The following is a 17,444-nucleotide window of genomic DNA, read 5'->3' as shown; positions in this document are numbered from 1 at the left end:
CCTTATTAACTATTGCCCATCAATGAAAGTTTTGAACCAAAGCTCCAAACATAACGCTCCCCACGTTACACGACCGAAATCCTTTTCATTGGATATTGCCTTCTCCAATGCATCTGTTTGAAAGATTCCGCGCTCGCGAGCTTTTTTATCAAGCAGTATCTCACGAACAAATGGCAACAGCGCATCTTTATACCAGAGGTTAAGAGGCACTGGGAAGCCCATTTTATCTTTTCTATTAAATACCTCATCAGGAATATGGTTTTTGATTACTTTCTTGAATAAGTATTTAGGCTGTCCACCCTTAAATTTAATAGCAGGAGGAATGGAAGCCATCAGTTCAGCAATGCGATGGTCTAACAAAGGCACACGGGATTCCAGCCCCCATGCCATGCTAGTACGATCTTCAACGTGTAGAAGTGCAGGCAAATGGACCTTCATATCAAAGTAAAGCATTTTATTCAAAAATGAAGCAGCATTAGAACCATTAAATATTAAACCGAACTCATTCACTACACGATCTGAATGAGAAAATAGATCACTACTGTAAATCGCTTTCGTGTCCCCAGAACGATCCATTAACCTGAAATATCTTTCATCTTGGGAGCTAAACAATCCATCGGCCCAAAAATATTTAAGCATTGGTACGTATTGCTGTAGCATTGGCAGACTAGGAATAATGGAAGCTAAGGTAGCCGCGTATTCTCCGCGATGCTGGGTCTCCATAATTGCACCTTTTAGACATTCTTCTAAATACCCAACCAAATAGCGAGTATACCCAGCGAAGATTTCGTCGCCGCCTTGGCCGCCCAGCACAACTTTCACATGTTCAGAAGCCAATTTTGAAACCATGAATTGTGGGAAAACGCCAGGACCTGCAGCCGGTTCATCCATGAAACGAATGATTTTAGGAAGAGTTTCCATAAAATCTGCTGATGAAGGATATATTTCGTTATACGTTGCTCCAGTCTGCTGTGCTACTAACTTTGCATAGCGAGTCTCATCAAATCTTTCACCTTCTTCAAAGGCACCCGTGAATGTATTTAATGAGCTCCCCGTCACATTTAACATTGAGGCCAAGCTAACTACCGTACTAGAATCTAGACCACCTGACAGATGAGCACCCAAGCTTACATCAGAACGCAAGCGAATTTTCACTGCGTCATCGATCAGTACTTTGAGCCGATCAGTGAAATACTCTTCCGTGTGTTCATAATCGATATCAAAATTCAAATCCCAGTATTTTTCGATTTTCTGGATCCCCGCTTGTGGATCCACTAGCATGTAATGACCTGGAGGAAGTTTTTTAACCTTATCAAACAATGTTTTTTCTCCCAGCACGGTTTGAAAAACAAGGTACTCTTCCAAAGAATGTTGGTCAACATTTCGAGTGACTTGACCTGTAGAGAGTAGCGCCTTAATTTCCGAAGCGAACATAAAGGTTTCATTCTGGTGCCAGTAGTAAAAAGGTTTTACACCCATGCGATCCCTTGCGCAAAAGAGCAGCTTCTTACGATCATCCCAAATCGCAAAGGAAAACATCCCAATAAAATATTTAAGACAATCAATCCCGAACTCTTCATAAGCGTGCACAATGACTTCTGTATCCGAATACGTACGGAAACGATGTCCTTTGCTTCGAAGATTCTGTGCTAATTCCATGTAATTATAAATACACCCATTAAAGGTAATCCAAACGGTTCCATCTTCATTTGAAAGTGGCTGTTTCCCACCCTCTGGATCGATAATAGCTAAACGGCGGTGCCCAATCCAGAGCCGATTCTCCGGGGACATCCATTCGTCAAAACCATCGGGACCACGATGAGCAATAGCATCGAGCATATTTCGCCCCTGATGCTTAATCTCATCAAACGCACCCCTATTTGATAGGATTCCTGCAATACCGCACATGTCCTGAACACTCCTAATTCTTGAATACTTTAGTGTTGTATATATGAAGGAGCTTCTGTCCTTCAACTTCCCAGTTTAATTCAGTCGCAGCTGCATTGCATTTCGCTTTCAAATCGTTTTTCCTATCTACATCCTTAAGCATCTCGCATACGGTTTGTCCAAAGGCAGAAGAAGACCCCATGTTTGTAACTTGAATAAATCCGTACTTTTCCTGCATCAAGTTAAAAAACGGCAAATCATCTGCAATAATCGGAACCCCAGCTAAAACATATTCAAACAATTTGTTCGGTGAGCAGTATAAGTGGTTGTCATCAATCGGGCGATAAGGAATGATACCTATGTCGGCCCCAGCAGAAAAATGAAGCATTTCCTCACTTGGAACTTTTCCCAAAAAGAAAATACGATCCTGAATATTTTCCTGAATCGCCACTTCTCTCAAAACTTTTTCGTATTCGCCATACCCGATAATCGCCAATGCTGTTTTTTCTGGGAAGAAACGCACTCCTCGGACAATGGTTTCAAGATTCCGCTCAGGGGAAATCCATCCTTGATAAAGGACAATATTCCAGTCTTCGGGAATCCCACTCTTTTCACAAAGAAGGGTCCTTGATTTATCAGGATTGAAGTTAACTGGCTTTTCCGTACAATTCATAATTACTTCCGGTCTTTTCACCTGATAACGTTCTTCCATAAGTTGAGCTATAAATGGATTTACAGTAATCGATACCGTCGGTTGTTGAATATATTTCTTCTCCAACTCATAGTACTTACGCTGCAGTGTCTTTGGTAGGACCTCTTGGGCATAGTAGAGTTCATGTGCATCATACACCAATGGAACCCCTTTTCTTGCAGCTGCATGCACACCTACTTTTAAACACGGCAAGTCGTGAACATGATAAACGTCAGCATCAAGCTCCAGCAGTTTGGTAAGCATGAATTGATCAAAAGGATCAATCTCCAGAATTGATCTAGCAATCTTCATAAATGCCTTGTTTACGAACATTTTCACTCTATCGTTATTGGGAAGATAGGATCGAATCTTCTTTAAGCGCTCGTCATCCCAATCGTACTGATAACGATGAATTTCAATGCCTTCCCAATTGTAGTGTTCTTCTTTTTCACATTCAAATCCAGCCAACAATGTAACAGAGTGGCCTGCATTTACCATGGTTTTCGCTTCCAGCAGGATCCTTCGATCAATCATGTAACTATCTGGGGTTATCATTACTATTTTCACTTCAATCCACCCTCTACCAGTTTCCGTAAGCCTCTTCAATATTAATAGATTTTATGTTTGTTCTGTACCCTGGAGACCAAAGAAAATTTAAGTCCCGCACTTGTGGAAATACGATCGGGGTAGCTTTTGAACTGCTTTTAAGACTAGTTAAGCTATCTTGGAATAACAAACCAACGGTAGGATCCAGTGTAATTATTTGTGATCCGACCTTCACCTCGATGACAGCATGAAATGCGTCTTCGAAATAATTTATACTTTGATACCTGACGTTATAATTCAATAGTCTTAAAATGTCATGCATTTCACTTGCGAGATTTAAACAGTGCGCTGTCAAACTGTACAAGGGAATTCTTGGTCTTAAATCTGATTCTGGAACCTGACTATACATATAATTAACAGAGTATAGATAGGTTAAGACCGATAAGAACTGAATATCATCTGGTAAATTTCGAACATCATCTAATACTTTCTTTACATTTGGATACTGTTTCAATGAAATAGAAAGAAGCTGATCATCACTCATTAATTTGTTAGCGCTTAAATCTACCTCTCTAGATTCAGTGCCAATTTTCAAGCCAACAATTGAGTCATTACTTACGCTACCAATAACAATCCCCGGTAAATTCCTCATTTTATCCACTCTATCCATAAGAGGGACCTTATGGTATTCCCACATTAACATATGAATAGCTAAATTCAGTTCATAGATTAATGACTCTGAAATTTGCCCGGCGTTCTGTGCAGGAGAGGGATAGTTAGAGAGTAAACGCCTGATCAAATAATCTGAGTTTGCTTCACGCTCTATATTAGATACAAAAAATTGGCCAACCCATACCTGTTGTCTGTAGTTTGGATGTTTTTTGTGTCTGACATCAACTTGCAGTGAATAGATACCTTCTTTAGGAAATCGGTAACCAGTAGCAAGGGATGCCTGATAGGGAGTAATTACTTTCCAATCTTCTTCGCCATACTTGCCCCATAATTGAAATTCAAGATCACTCAGTTGAAATTTGCCCTCTTTGATAATAAAGTCGATAGGTTCATTAACCTTTTTTTCAACGTAAAACGGTGCCCAGCTAATTCCCTCTACCAATTCCATATCTTTGATCGGCTCTACAACATTAAACTGCTGAACCCAGTGCTGGACATTCTCTGGATGTTTTAGATCCTTGATATCAATCTGAATATAATTTTCCCCGGTTTTTGTGAATGCAAAATCTATCAAGGGTAATTTCCCGTATGGCTGAACTAATTCCCAGTCTTCATTAGGAACCTTGACCCACATCTGATAAACCAATTGTTCTTTTGATATTGTATTTTCTATTGGAAAAAGATTAACTCTTTTATTCACATCAATTACTGTTGATTTTGGAGTCCATTCGATATTCTTGACAAGTTTTTCTGTTGATTCTATTGCTATTGCTCTTGAAGGAAAATAAACGTTACCAAGTAAAAGAAAAAAGGCAAGTACAACATAAACCCATTTCATAGTACGTGGATTACACATATTCATCAATTATAGTCTCCCGTGATGTTATTAAGTGTTTTGATAAATGTCCGTCAATTTATATGCTAAGTAGTTATAGCTAAAACGATTAACTGCGTGCTTCCGAATATCCTCTGATGCATATTTTTCAATATTGCACCCTACAGTAATCATAGCTTCGGCCAAGCTTAGCGGATCTTCTTTCTCACAAAGCTCTCCTAAAAACGACTCTGTAACGATACTCTCCGGTCCTCCACATCGAGTCGCGACTACAGGCTTCCCTGAAGCCATAGCTTCGATAAGCACTACTCCAAATGTTTCCGCTTTGCTAGGCAAAACAAAAACATCTGTTTCTTCTCGTAAAATACGTGAAACTTCTTGCCTTGATTGAAGCCCTAAGACAAAACAACATTGTTCCAATCCCAACGTTTGAATCAATTCCCTTACTTGAGCTCCTATTGTGCCATCTCCAACAATTTTTAAAGTCGCCTCAGGTAATGCCTGATGAACTTTAGCAAACGCCTTCACTAGTGTGTAGGGATCTTTTACCTCTTCCAAGTAACCAACATACGTAAAACGTAATGCTTGGGTATTTACCGAAAAAGCAGGATCAACATAGAAGTCATCAATAGATACCCCGTTATACAGTGTTTTGATTTTGTCCAGTACATTCTTATCTGAGAAGTAGCTCTTCACTTCATTCATCAACGATTCACTAACGCAATAGACCTGATCTGCACGTCCAATCGACCGTAAAGTTAGTTGTTTAATTAAAGCATTTTTTGTTAAATTACTGAATGGGCCTGTATGCTCTGTGAGAATAAGTGGAACTTGATATTTTTCCGCAACACTAGACGCAGCAGTGCCATCTAAATAGGCTGTATGAGCGTGTATCAAATCAAACTTGAAGTCTTTCCATACATTCTCGATCACTCCTAAAACGGCTTGACTGTAAGACCAAGCATGAAAGCGGAACGGAATGAATGGTGACCCCACTCGATAAGGCGGGTATAATACTGGGACTCCGTCGTATTCCTCCCACTTCGTGTCAGCAAGAACTTGCGGATATACTTGATTCGCTCTCCATAAACTTTTTATGTTGATTCCGTTCATCCAGAATGGCCTACATGAAATGACTCTGGCATCAATTCCTTCATACTCTCTCAATGCTTTTACTTGTTCATGAATAAATGGTCCGCTAACCTTTTGATCAGGATGTGGGAACATGTGACTGAGTACCAAAACTCTTTTCACTTTTCGATTGAGATTTTTGGTCCATAAAGTAGCAGCGGGTAAAGCCTCTTTATAATCAAGCTCAACCTGCGCACATCTGTCAGCAGTAATCTCCAGTTCTTCAGTCAAAATTTTATGCTTTCCTTCTAGAACTTTCACTTCATTTTGCAAACTCTCAAACTGTTCGCTGACTTGCACCATGCCTTGTTTGATTAACTTATTTTCTTCTAATACCAACAGGTTTTGTTGACTTTCCAATTGTCGTTCTGCTTCAATAGTATCTAGTTGCTTCTGCGCTAGTACCAATGCTGATTCAGCAAGAGAACGGTTATTTTCATTTCTATTTAATAACTCGTTGAGATAATCGATTCTATTGTTATAAAGCTTCTTCGCTTCCGACGTCTTCTTTATCAAATCGATCCAGGAAATCTCTTTTTCAGGGACATACTCTACTCCATCATGTTTGAACCACATCGGCTTTGGCCATAATCCTTCGTGGTCCGTCCATAGGCTCCAAGACACTTGGTAAGGTTCATCATTTGAAGATAATATATTTAACCCCCTGCTCAACTGAAGAAAGGGTTGTACACAACCAGTTTTTGGGGCAATATACTCTAAACTATTGACAATAACCTTCCCATACAAATAGAGGGATAAGGGTAATCCAAATTTATCAGCATTCCAGGAACTATTTATCGGGACTTCAAATGTTTGATCTTGCTCTTCTACTGACGAAGCGAATAATAAAGTGGGTAATCCAGTAATTCCATCGATGGCATACAATTCTACCCGATCGCTATTAGAGGAACCTGACGCCTTTATTACTAGTTTATCACCAGCTTTAGATACGACTGACATACGGATTGGTACTTCAGTAGTTTTATCGCTTTGATTTGTAATACCATTTTCAACTATCTTGGTTGTTTCAGGTAAACGAAACCTTGCCCACACTGAACCAACTGTAAAATCAGGACTAACTGCTTGCAAATGATTAGCAAACTGTACTCGATGGATGCTATCTTCTTGTTCTGTAATGGAAGGTACTTCTTTAAATGGAGCTTCTTCCAAATAAGGATACTGATAGAGTGCAATTAGTTCACTTCTATCTTGTATACAAGTAGTCTCGATCCCATCAAACCATTTCTCATGCCTGATAGCATCGAAATACGGCAGTATTTGGGTAGCCTCTTGATCGGGAATATGTTGCTCTTTTGACTGGCAGTTTGGACATACTGCTCCATCCCAATAATGGAAGATCCCTAATCCTTGCTTTACCTGTATGCTTGGATCGTGTGGAGGCAATGTTGAGGCGCCACTGTAACGAATTTCTCTTGCCTTCCAATCGATTAATGAAAATAAATCTACTATTTTCTTTTTATCGAAATTCCGTTGATGCCAATGAATATGGTAGACTTCCCCGCAGTTACTACATTTCGTTTCATTCGCAGCAAGCTGCTCACTGTGTGGCACCGTTAATAGAATGTACTTTTTAGCCACCCGTTTCATTTCTAGAAGGCCCTGAGCAAACTCTTCCTCTGTCAAATGTTCAAATACATCATTGGACATGACCAAATCAAACGAGTTATCTGGAAAAGGCAACTCTGTAATGGAGCTAACTACCGTATCTCTTTTTACGTATTTTAGAGCCTCTTCACTTATATCTACTCCCACAACATGAATATGGACGGGAAGATGATTGGTTATCTTCCCGTCTCCACACCCCAGGTCGAGAATGCTTTCCACATCTGAGGGAATCATGTTAAGGATATCGTGTAATACTTGGCGCTGATACAAATCTGGTGTATCACTCCAAATTTCAGCCTGCTTATAGTACTGTTGGTTGTCGTTTTGCATCCGATAACTTCACCCCAAATGGCTGTAAACAAAGCCCCTTCTCAATATTATCTTCAAGCGATTGTACAATCTCAAAATGTATACTGCGATCTAGCACATGATAACTTTCAGCTTCCACACCGCTTTTCGTGAGTGTTTTAAAAATAGCTGCGCTCGCTACATATTTTCCTCGGCCAATTAAAAGTTCATCTACATCAAAAGAGAATGCTCCTTTTCTCGGCAATGTAGCAATCCCGCTTTCTTTTGTATCGGCAATCCACTGACTGGCAACTTTTCCATCAGACATATATATACAAAACACAAACACTGGGTTGACCATTTCTATATTCGATTCATATTCAATAACTACCTGAACAGGTTTCCTAGTTTCAAATATTTTTGCTTCATGAAGTGACTCATTTAGCATCCGAACAGATACAATTCTCGCTTCTTTACTACCGTATTCAGAGAGTTCTGCTATACGTAAGACTTCACTCTCTCGTACTTCTTCTTCCTCATTTTCCTTCATTGATATCCCTTTATCTTCCAACCCTGTTTTCGCCATTTCCTCATTCATCAAAAACTGTGGTGGAACAATAAATTCATATGTTGTAAACTCACCAGCAATTAATGCGCCTAGCTGTCTGTATTCAATGCCATCGAACACTTCAAGATTCACATTTTCACCAGCAACCTGTGCCGTCACTTGTAAGCTCAGTTCCTGTAGATTTTGCAGGTAAACCTTCGGAACCTTATACTCAAAAGGTGCGTGACAATATTTCCCGCCGAGATTTTTATACTCTCGGTAATAACCATTCGCATCTCTTAATGATGGTCCCCAATCCATGTATCCTTTTGTATCCATTATGTAGTGCATTTGATCAGGTGAATTATCCATGGGCCCACCTACATCAATTGTCCCAATTTCTTCTGTACCAGAAAGAAGCTTGATTTGATAAACTCGACAAGAACCTTTTGGTGGTTTCCCGTTTTCACCTACAAAATGGAACAACACGGATTGAAATAGATCATCCATACTTTCAAGCAAGGCAGCCTGCTTCTTCTGTATCTTCAAGTCCCTTGCCCGAAGACGTATTTCTTCTTCCTTGCGAATCATTGCGTTGTAATTTTTAATCACCTCAAGCGGCTTTCCGTCTTGTCGTATACGACCACGATCGATCCAGATTACCCGATCACACAACTGTAGTACACTGTTTAAATCGTGGCTGACAAATAGAACTGTTGCTCCTGATTGAGCAGTTAGTTTCTGCATCCGCTCCACGCATTTTCCTGCAAAGTAAGCGTCTCCAGCTCCCAATACCTCGTCAATAATCAAAATTTCTGGCTCAATAGATGTGGCAGTAGAAAAAGCTAGTCTTGCATACATACCTGCCGAATATGTCTTGATTGGCTGATCAATGAATTCTTCAAGCTCAGAGAAGTCAATAATTTCTTCTTCTTTTTCTTGGATTTGTTTATCAGACAATCCTAAATAAGATAAAGCCGCCTTTATGTTTTGGCGGCCCGTAAATTCAGGATGAAATCCCGTTCCTAATTCCATAAGGGCTTGAATATTGCCTTTTACCTCAAGTGTTCCTTCTGTCGGTGTGACATTTCCTATAATCGTTTTCAAAAGGGTGCTTTTTCCAGCACCATTCCGACCAATTAATCCAATTCTCTCCCCTTTTTTTATTTCTACGCTAAGATCCCGCAATGCCCAAAACTCTTGGTAATAATCTTTGCGCCAAAAATTAAGACCAAACACATCAAGAACCTTATCGATAGGTTTGGAATACAATCGATATAGTTTTCCTAGGTTAGCAATCTTAATGGCATGATTAGACATTGTCTATAAACACCCGCTTCATTTTCTTAAAGAACCAGTAGCCAAGAACAAAAGTAGCAAGAGAAAAGCACGCTAATGTAACAAACGTTGAAGTTGGAGGCAATTTGCCAAGCATGAGAATGTTCTGATTGGATACTGTTAAATAGTAAATGGGATTCAAACTTAAAAACGGTCGCAAATACTCGGGAATCATATCTACCGTATAAGCAATCGGACTAATCATCATCAAAAAGAGTATGAGCACGCCAGTGATACTTTGTAGATCCCTTGCGTACACATTAACACTAGAAAGAATCCAAATAAGCCCTAATGTAAATAGAATTTGAAAGACCCATACAAATACAAATAACGGCAACAATGCCGTCCACTTCCCAAATGACAGCAAACCGATTAATAGCAATATCGTTCCTGCCACTTGGGTGGTTTGTGAAACAAGAACTGCTTTTACCGGAACTAGCTCAATCGGAAACATTGTATTTTTAATTAAACTCGAATTGGAAACGACACTGCTTACTCCATTTCCTAGGGCTTCTGAAAACCCAATAAACGGAATTAAACCACAAAAAATAAGCAACACGTATTCATTAGAGTTAAAAAGTTGAAATTTGACCTTGAAAATAAATATGTACACTGCTGCGTATGCACCCAAAAGCAGTAACGGGTACAAAAACAGCCACACTAACCCTAGCAAAGAACCAGCATACTTGGTCCTGATGTCGCTTTTCGTAGTCTGCCACAACAGCTTTCGATATTTATAAAGAAATGTAAATGGCTCAAGTAGTATTTTCACTATGCTCCACCAACTAGTAAACGGATTATTTGTTCAGCAGCATCTCCGTCACCGTATACTTTAGGGACTTCATTTATCGTAAAAGCTGCTTCCTTGTAACGATTATAAGCCTCAACGATTGAGTTTGATTGAGCACCAGTTAATACGTTTGCCCCCGCATTTACTGTCTCTACCCATTCGGTTTCATCACGCATCGTAATACAAGGTCTTTGTACGAAATATGCTTCTTTTTGAACACCGCCGCTATCAGTGAGAATAATTGCTGCGTTGCTTTCTAATTCAATCATTTCTAAATATGAAACTGGCTCGATGAGCAATATATTCGGATTCACCTTAATTCCGTATTCATCCAAGTATTTACGAGTCCTTGGATGCAACGAAACGAGCACACGGATATCTTGTGCAATCGTACCGAACGCTTCAAAAATTTCCGTTAGCCTGCCTCTGTCATTCGTATTTTCAGCCCGATGAACAGTTGCCAGTGCAAATTGGTTCGCTTCCAAACCATACGATTCCAAAATTGTAGTTCGCTCATTATCTAATTTGGCAAGATAATGCTTCATACAATCGTACATAACATCACCGACGACATGTACCCCTTCATTGATACCTTCCTTATGGAGATTATCAACAGAGTGGGATGTTGGACAAAAAAGCAAATTGGAAACATGATCGGTTAGTACACGATTTACTTCTTCTGGCATATGTCGATTGTAGCTTCGGAGCCCCGCCTCCACATGGGCAACAGGAATATGGAGCTTAGATGCAGCCAATGCGCCAGCAAGGGTAGAATTTGTATCTCCATATACGAGAACCCAATCCGGCTTTTCTTCCAAAAGTACCTTTTCAATTTCTGCTAACATTTGGCCGGTTTGCTGACCATGAGCTGATGAACCGATCCCAAGATGATAATGCGGAACAGGAATATCGAGTTGCTCAAAGAATACTTCGCTCATGTTTCGATCATAATGTTGTCCTGTATGAACGATCACTTCAGAAATTCGAGGATTATTTTGCTTTTGGGTTAATACTGCCCGAGAAACCGCAGCTGCCTTAATAAACTGCGGTCGAGCCCCAACAATCGTTACAATCTTCATATTTAGCTCCTACCTATAATCGGTAATATTTTCCCTGAATTTTTTCTTTGTCTTTCATTCCGTCTCTCGTATCAAAAATGATCTTTGCTTTTTCAGAGATTAATTGATAATCAAATGCTGTATGCTCTGTTGTTAACAATACAATATCAGATTGCTCCAGCACTTCATCTGTCAAACGAACTGTTTCTTTTTTGTTACCCTCATGTTTGAATACTGGAATGTTTGGGTCAACTACGATACAAGTTGCCCCCTGTGACTCTAAATGTGAAATAATAGAAAGAACGGGTGATTCCCGATAATCATCTATATCTTTTTTATAAGCTACACCGAGTATTAAAATCGTAGAACCACTTAATGATTTTCGCTCTTGATTTAAAATCTTCATTACTCGATTTACTACAAACTCTGGCATCGCATTGTTAATTTCGCCTGCGAGCTCAATAAGACGAGTATGGTAGTTATACTCACGAGCCTTCCAAGTAAGATAGAATGGATCGATAGGGATGCAGTGTCCTCCCAAACCAGGCCCAGGATAGAATGGCATGAAACCATAAGGCTTTGTTTTTGCCGCATCAATTACTTCCCATACGTCTATCCCCATTTTGTTACAAAGTACCGCCATTTCATTTGCAAGGGCAATGTTAATATGACGAAATGTATTTTCGTAAATTTTTTCCATTTCAGCTACTGCTGGAGATGATACGACATGTATTTCTCCCTCAAGTACAGTCTGGTACATAGTAGCAGCAACTCTTGCGCATTCGGTTGTAACACCCCCAACGACCTTAGGAGTATTTTTTGTGTTATAGTGTTTGTTTCCTGGGTCTACCCGCTCCGGTGAATATGCTAAAAAGAAATCCACTCCACATTTTAAACCCGATTCTTCAAGAATTGGCTTTACTAGTTCCTCAGTTGTCCCTGGATAAGTAGTACTCTCAAGCACAACAAGCATACCAGGCTTCAAATGGTTGGCTATTTCTCGTGCCGAAGAGCTAACATAGCTCGTGTCTGGTTGATGATACTTATCTAAAGGAGTCGGTACGCATATTGCCACCGCGTCTACATGATGGATAAAAGAATAATCGGCAGTAGCGTTCAACTTTTTTGCTTTTACAGTAGACAAAAGGTCTTCGTTCAGTACATCCCCGATATAATTAATTCCTTTATTAACCATATCGACTTTATCAGATTGTACATCAAATCCAATTACTTGAAACCCAGCTTTTGCTTTCTCTACTGCCAGAGGCAAACCAACATAGCCCAATCCTACCACACCGATGACTGCTGTTCTTTCTTCAAATTTTCTAATCAGTTTTTCGGCTAAGGGAGATATCGTATTCTCTAGCATGGTACTCATGAAGTTGCTCCTCTCATCTCGAAAAATTCTCTCACAACAGAAATTACGTACTGTTGCTCTTCCTCAGTCATTTCTGGATAAAGTGGCAAAGCCATAGTACCCTTTGCGGCTTTTTCAGACTCAATCAGGCTTTCTCTATCGCAGCCTAAATCTTTATATACTTCTTGCAAATGCAGTGGGACAGGATAGTAGACACCAGAAGAAATACCTTTCTCTTGCAAGAAGGCCATTAGTTCATCACGAAGGTCGGTTTGAATAATGTACAAATGATAAACTGCATAGCGGTTCTCTTTTTCAAAAGGAACCTGTATAGGCAAATCTTTCAGTGCCTCGTTATAAACAGCTGCTTTTTGTCTACGAGCTGCATTCCACTGATCAATATAAGCAAGCTTTACGTTCAGCATTGCAGCTTGCAGACTATCCAATCGACTGTTGTAACCAATCATGGAGTGATAGTATTTAGGATTGCTACCATGTGCGCGTAGAATTTTTATTTTTTTGGCCAGTTCTTCATCATTTGTTACGACCATACCGCCGTCTCCATATCCCCCCAAATTTTTCGTTGGAAAGAATGAAAAACAACCGGCGACACCCAATGAACCGATTTTTTGCTCCTTGTATTTTGAGCCAATTGCTTGACACGCATCTTCGACAACGTATAAATTGTATTTTTTAGCCAATGCCAATACTTCGTCCATATCTACAGGTTGTCCAAAAATATGTACCGGAATGATTGCCTTCGTATTTGGCGTTATTGCTGCCTCCAGCTTGCTTACATCAAAATTATATGTTTTTGGATCGATATCAATAAATACCGGTTTAGCACCTAGTTGAGAAACCACTTCCGCAGATGCAAAGAAGGTGAACGGTGTAGTAATAACCTCGTCACCTGGTCCTATTCCAAGTGCATCAAGTACGAGAAGCAATGCATCAGTACCATTTGCAACTCCGATAGCGCATTTTACGTTACAGTAATCTGCCATCTTTTGCTCAAAGTCAGCAACATGCTTACCCATAATATAATTGCCACTCGATAATACATCATCAACAGCTGCTTTTATCTCAGCTTCGATGCTTCTATATTGCTTTACCAAATCAAGCAATGGTACCTTATGAGTGGTTGTATTCATATTGACGATTCTCCTCTTCTACTCGTTCATTTAATTTAACTGGCTTTCCTAATTCCGCTGATTTATAGATTGCTAATACAAGCTTTAAAGCCTCTAGCCCATCTACTCCACTTACAACCGGGTCCCGATCACTCCGAATTGCCTCAACCATGTCTCTAATGATTTCTTCCTGCCCAGGGGTACCGTATGGATCTTGTTCAACCTCTTGAATGAGCGCTTCTGCATGTTGCTTTGGAAGAGACTCAAATTCCCAATGCTTGATCCAGTTAGCTGTAGTTCCAGATACAACAGCTGTTCCGCTCTCACCAAAAATACTGAGGGACTCTTCGAAGTTCTTTGGGAATATGGTAGCCGCAGCCTCGATGATCCCCAATGCCCCATTTTGGAATCGAACTGTTGCGGCTGCAACATCTTCAGCTTCTATATTTCTAAGACGTGTTGCAGAGTATCCTTGTACTTCTTCCACCGGCCCCATTAACCACAATAGTAAATCTAAATTATGTATAGCTTGGTTCATTAAAACTCCGCCGTCCATTTCCTTCGTTCCACGCCAAGCTGCTTGATCGTAATAGGCTTGGTTACGATTCCACCGTAACGTTGCATTAGCGTGACTTATCTTTCCAAATTGGCCGGTTGTCATTGCTTTCTTAAGAGCCATAATGGCAGGTCTAAATCGATTTGGATGCACGACAGATAGTTTTACTCCGTTGTCCTTACATGCTTGTACAATCGCTTCCGCATCCTGAATAGTCAATGCGATTGGTTTCTCTACGATCAGATGCTTTTTAGCCTTAGCCGCTTGAATTGCCAATTTTGCATGCAGCCCACTTGGTACACAGATGCATACAACATCTATTTCTGACTGTTTATCCAGCATTTCATCTAAATCTTTGTACCCATTCACTTGATATTTTTCACAAGTCTCCTGCAATCTCTCAACTGACGTATCACAAACTGCTACAAGTTTCGCGTTTTCGACATTTTCGATCGCCTCAATGTGTTTCTTTGAAATGTGGCCGCAGCCTACTATGGCGAAATGTATCATGATTCTATCTCCATTCTTTTCTTCTTGTATTACTATACCATGAATGAAACAAAAATATATTTGTAGAATAACATCATATTACTGCAAATATAAGTTTCATTATTATACAGAAGTCGACAATTACATAGTTTCTATTACGCTAAAAAAGGATGTTGATATGATTTCAACATCCTTTTATCCTTACCCAACTATTCTATTAACATGGCCCGATAGTCATCCAAAAGCTGCTTATACTTCGGGGACTGTCCTTGTAATTTCTGAGTCAATTCGATTGCTACACTATTTTGCCCCAACTTCTCATATGCAATGATCATGAGAGCCTGCACTTCGAGTGTAATACTCGGATCAGTAACCAATTTAAGTTGTTCAAGACTATCTGCGTAGTTCCCTAAAATAATATTCGCTTGCCCAAGATAAAAATACGTATAGGCATTCAAATCTAATGGCCGCTTGTCAGGGATTGCCTCTGCCTTGAAAGGTTCTATCCGACTTACGTAATCCTTGTATTTATCTAAAGCCTTCCCAGCAAGTACTGATGCTTGATCTTTTTGATTTTGTTTTGCCAATTGGAATGCAACCTGTGCATTTACCTGAATGCTCGCATCATAGAAGTGAACATTAAAATGATCTTGCTCCCAAGCCTTTTGGAAATATTGATCGGCTTTTACCCAATCATTCATGAAGAGATATACGTTGCCGATCTTGTATAAAACCTCAGACGCCTTGGGTTCGAGTTGCTCAGTACTATTTAATGTTGCTTCTGCTTTAGATTTCCACTCGCTCTGCTGTGACTGTGTGTACTTCGTCGCATACACTTTAGCCAGGTTCATCGCATATTCCGTATGATAAGGGTTTAGCTTAACTGCTTTCTCCAATATCGGTTGTGCAGCTTCTACATCTACTTCACTTGTTAACGCAGAAATAGTGTTTTGTGCAAAGAGAATCCTTCCCGAATATACACCGACTATTCCTACACAAACAGCGATAAGAGTGATCAAGAACCGCGAGTATTGGAAGCGTGTTTTCATATCTGTTGACTGTAATGGTACTGCAATTGCTATCAGCCAGAAAACAATAAACCATACCGTACCAAAAGAGAAATCAAAATCTATGAAAGCATGCATCAATATAATGGACAAGGATACTAGGGAGGCAACTGCGATAGTCGAATCGCTATCCTCCTCTTGTTCTTTCTTGATGCGAATGAGTATCTTCACTACCAGAAAGCATATCACGCCAATGAAAACAATGAGCCCTAACCATCCTGTATTAAGCAATATCTCCAAATAACCGTTATGGACCTCATTACTATAGTAGGGAAGCTCTTGATGAGCAGGATAAACGACTCTCCATCCTTCGCCACCAAAACCGAATACAGGGGCCTCCTTACTCACTGCAAAAGCATCCATATACATATTGGTTCTTCCCAATACACTAGAAGTACCCAAGTTAATATCAGTTATTCGCTGCTGCAATGACTCAGGCATAGCCTGGTATAGCAATCCCTGGTTTTTGAAATCCAGCAAAGTTAATAACCCAACTAATAAAATAAAACCGGGCAATACAAAGCGAATCAGAGGTTTCTTCGTTTCTTTCATAAAACTACTATTATTAACGATCCTTTGTGTAAGCAGCACCAGTACCATTACGATAATACTTGCCGCAACGAATGCGAGTAAACCTGCATCATCTACGTTTTCAGACCCAGCTGCAGTCATTTTTTGGAACACTAGGAGTGAAGCGACTAGAGAGAAAACAGTAAATGCAAGGTATTGAATTTGTTCCTTGCCCTTGAGAAGGAGTACTCCAATGAACCACGCCACAGGAAAAACGACCATTGCGCCACGTGAGTACGATAAGAAAAAACAAACGCCATATGCTACCAACGGCAAGCTGAAGAAAAGTGTAGTCAAGACTTTGATTTCTTTTTTTGCCAAATAGACAAGAGCATACAGCCAAAATGCACAGATAATCGTAGCAAATGTGTTGGGATATTGGAGTGGCCCTGCCAGCCTTCCCGAAAGGACTATATCCTTAAATACAATCCAATTCCAAAAACCAGCAAGTGAAAAAAAACTAATCCATACGCCCGTTGCATTAAAAACGATTGGCAGCAGCTTTTCCACTTTATCATTGTGGTCGATCTGTCGTAACCAAATTAACATGATAAAAAGAATCGCGTAGGTTAACCAACGAAATAAGTTGTCCAAAGCTCCCATGGGAGTTTCCGCACCGAGTAGTGATAAAACATGAGTCAGTGGAATGAAAAATACAATCAAATAGATTAAATGCTCATATTGTTGATTTTTCCTGATCATCCATAGGGCTGCGATCAGAAATAGTAGAATTAGACTTACTTCGATTAAATAAAAATCAGTATCAAAAAATAGTCCTCGAAGATATGGCGTGCATAAAAATAGGAGGGCTAAAGCTGCAAATAGCCCCCATTTCACTAATTGTTGCATTTTAGACCTCCGGCTTG

Annotated in this window: 11 protein-coding genes; all 11 read right to left on the bottom strand. The window is 39.9% G+C overall.

Annotated features, from left to right (window positions below):
• Positions 1-9: 9 nt before the first annotated feature.
• The 11 genes from asnB to HP398_RS18640 all read right to left on the bottom strand — a co-directional run bounded on the left by asnB (position 10) and on the right by HP398_RS18640 (position 17,427).
• Positions 10-1,908, bottom strand: a complete 1,899-nt coding sequence (gene asnB / locus HP398_RS18690) for an asparagine synthase (glutamine-hydrolyzing) (RefSeq protein WP_017252311.1) — start codon at positions 1,906-1,908, stop codon at positions 10-12.
• A 13-nt stretch (positions 1,909-1,921) separates the two neighbouring features.
• Positions 1,922-3,145 carry a glycosyltransferase gene (locus tag HP398_RS18685; RefSeq protein ID WP_371736761.1) on the bottom strand — a complete coding sequence of 408 codons (1,224 nt, stop codon included), beginning with the start codon at positions 3,143-3,145 and terminating at the stop codon, positions 1,922-1,924.
• A 13-nt stretch (positions 3,146-3,158) separates the two neighbouring features.
• Complete coding sequence (locus HP398_RS18680) at positions 3,159-4,634, bottom strand: hypothetical protein (protein WP_173623351.1); 1,476 nt, start codon at positions 4,632-4,634, stop codon at positions 3,159-3,161.
• 48 nt (positions 4,635-4,682) lie between these two features.
• Positions 4,683-7,718, bottom strand: a complete 3,036-nt coding sequence (locus tag HP398_RS18675) for a glycosyltransferase (RefSeq protein ID WP_173623350.1) — start codon at positions 7,716-7,718, stop codon at positions 4,683-4,685.
• Entirely contained in the window at positions 7,690-9,543 is a 1,854-nt protein-coding gene (locus HP398_RS18670; RefSeq protein ID WP_173623349.1) for an ABC transporter ATP-binding protein, read from the bottom strand. The genes HP398_RS18675 and HP398_RS18670 overlap by 29 nt, the downstream gene beginning before the upstream one ends.
• Positions 9,536-10,333 (bottom strand): ABC transporter permease, encoded by a 798-nt coding sequence (locus HP398_RS18665; protein ID WP_017252316.1) that lies wholly within the window; start codon positions 10,331-10,333, stop codon positions 9,536-9,538. The genes HP398_RS18670 and HP398_RS18665 overlap by 8 nt, the downstream gene beginning before the upstream one ends.
• The gene (gene wecB, locus HP398_RS18660) at positions 10,333-11,430 is read right to left on the bottom strand and encodes a non-hydrolyzing UDP-N-acetylglucosamine 2-epimerase (RefSeq protein ID WP_017252317.1); all 1,098 of its coding nucleotides are present in this window, start codon (positions 11,428-11,430) and stop codon (positions 10,333-10,335) included. The genes HP398_RS18665 and wecB overlap by 1 nt, the downstream gene beginning before the upstream one ends.
• Before the next feature lie 13 nt (positions 11,431-11,443).
• Positions 11,444-12,787: a nucleotide sugar dehydrogenase gene (locus HP398_RS18655; protein WP_173623348.1), complete on the bottom strand. Its 1,344-nt coding sequence runs from the start codon at positions 12,785-12,787 to the stop codon at positions 11,444-11,446.
• Positions 12,784-13,917, bottom strand: coding sequence for a DegT/DnrJ/EryC1/StrS family aminotransferase (locus tag HP398_RS18650; protein WP_069850942.1), 1,134 nt, complete (start codon positions 13,915-13,917; stop codon positions 12,784-12,786). Before HP398_RS18650 ends, HP398_RS18655 begins: the two co-directional genes overlap by 4 nt.
• The gene (locus HP398_RS18645; protein ID WP_173623347.1) at positions 13,898-14,962 is read right to left on the bottom strand and encodes a Gfo/Idh/MocA family protein; all 1,065 of its coding nucleotides are present in this window, start codon (positions 14,960-14,962) and stop codon (positions 13,898-13,900) included. Before HP398_RS18645 ends, HP398_RS18650 begins: the two co-directional genes overlap by 20 nt.
• Positions 14,963-15,150: 188 nt before the next feature.
• Positions 15,151-17,427, bottom strand: a complete 2,277-nt coding sequence (locus HP398_RS18640; protein WP_017252321.1) for an O-antigen ligase family protein — start codon at positions 17,425-17,427, stop codon at positions 15,151-15,153.
• Between the last annotated feature and the right edge of the window lie 17 nt (positions 17,428-17,444).

Source organism: Brevibacillus sp. HB1.4B, assembly GCF_013284285.1.
GTDB lineage: Bacteria > Bacillota > Bacilli > Brevibacillales > Brevibacillaceae > Brevibacillus > Brevibacillus porteri.
The sequence above is the reverse complement of the archived record's forward strand: the minus strand, read 5'-3'. Positions and strand labels throughout refer to the sequence as shown.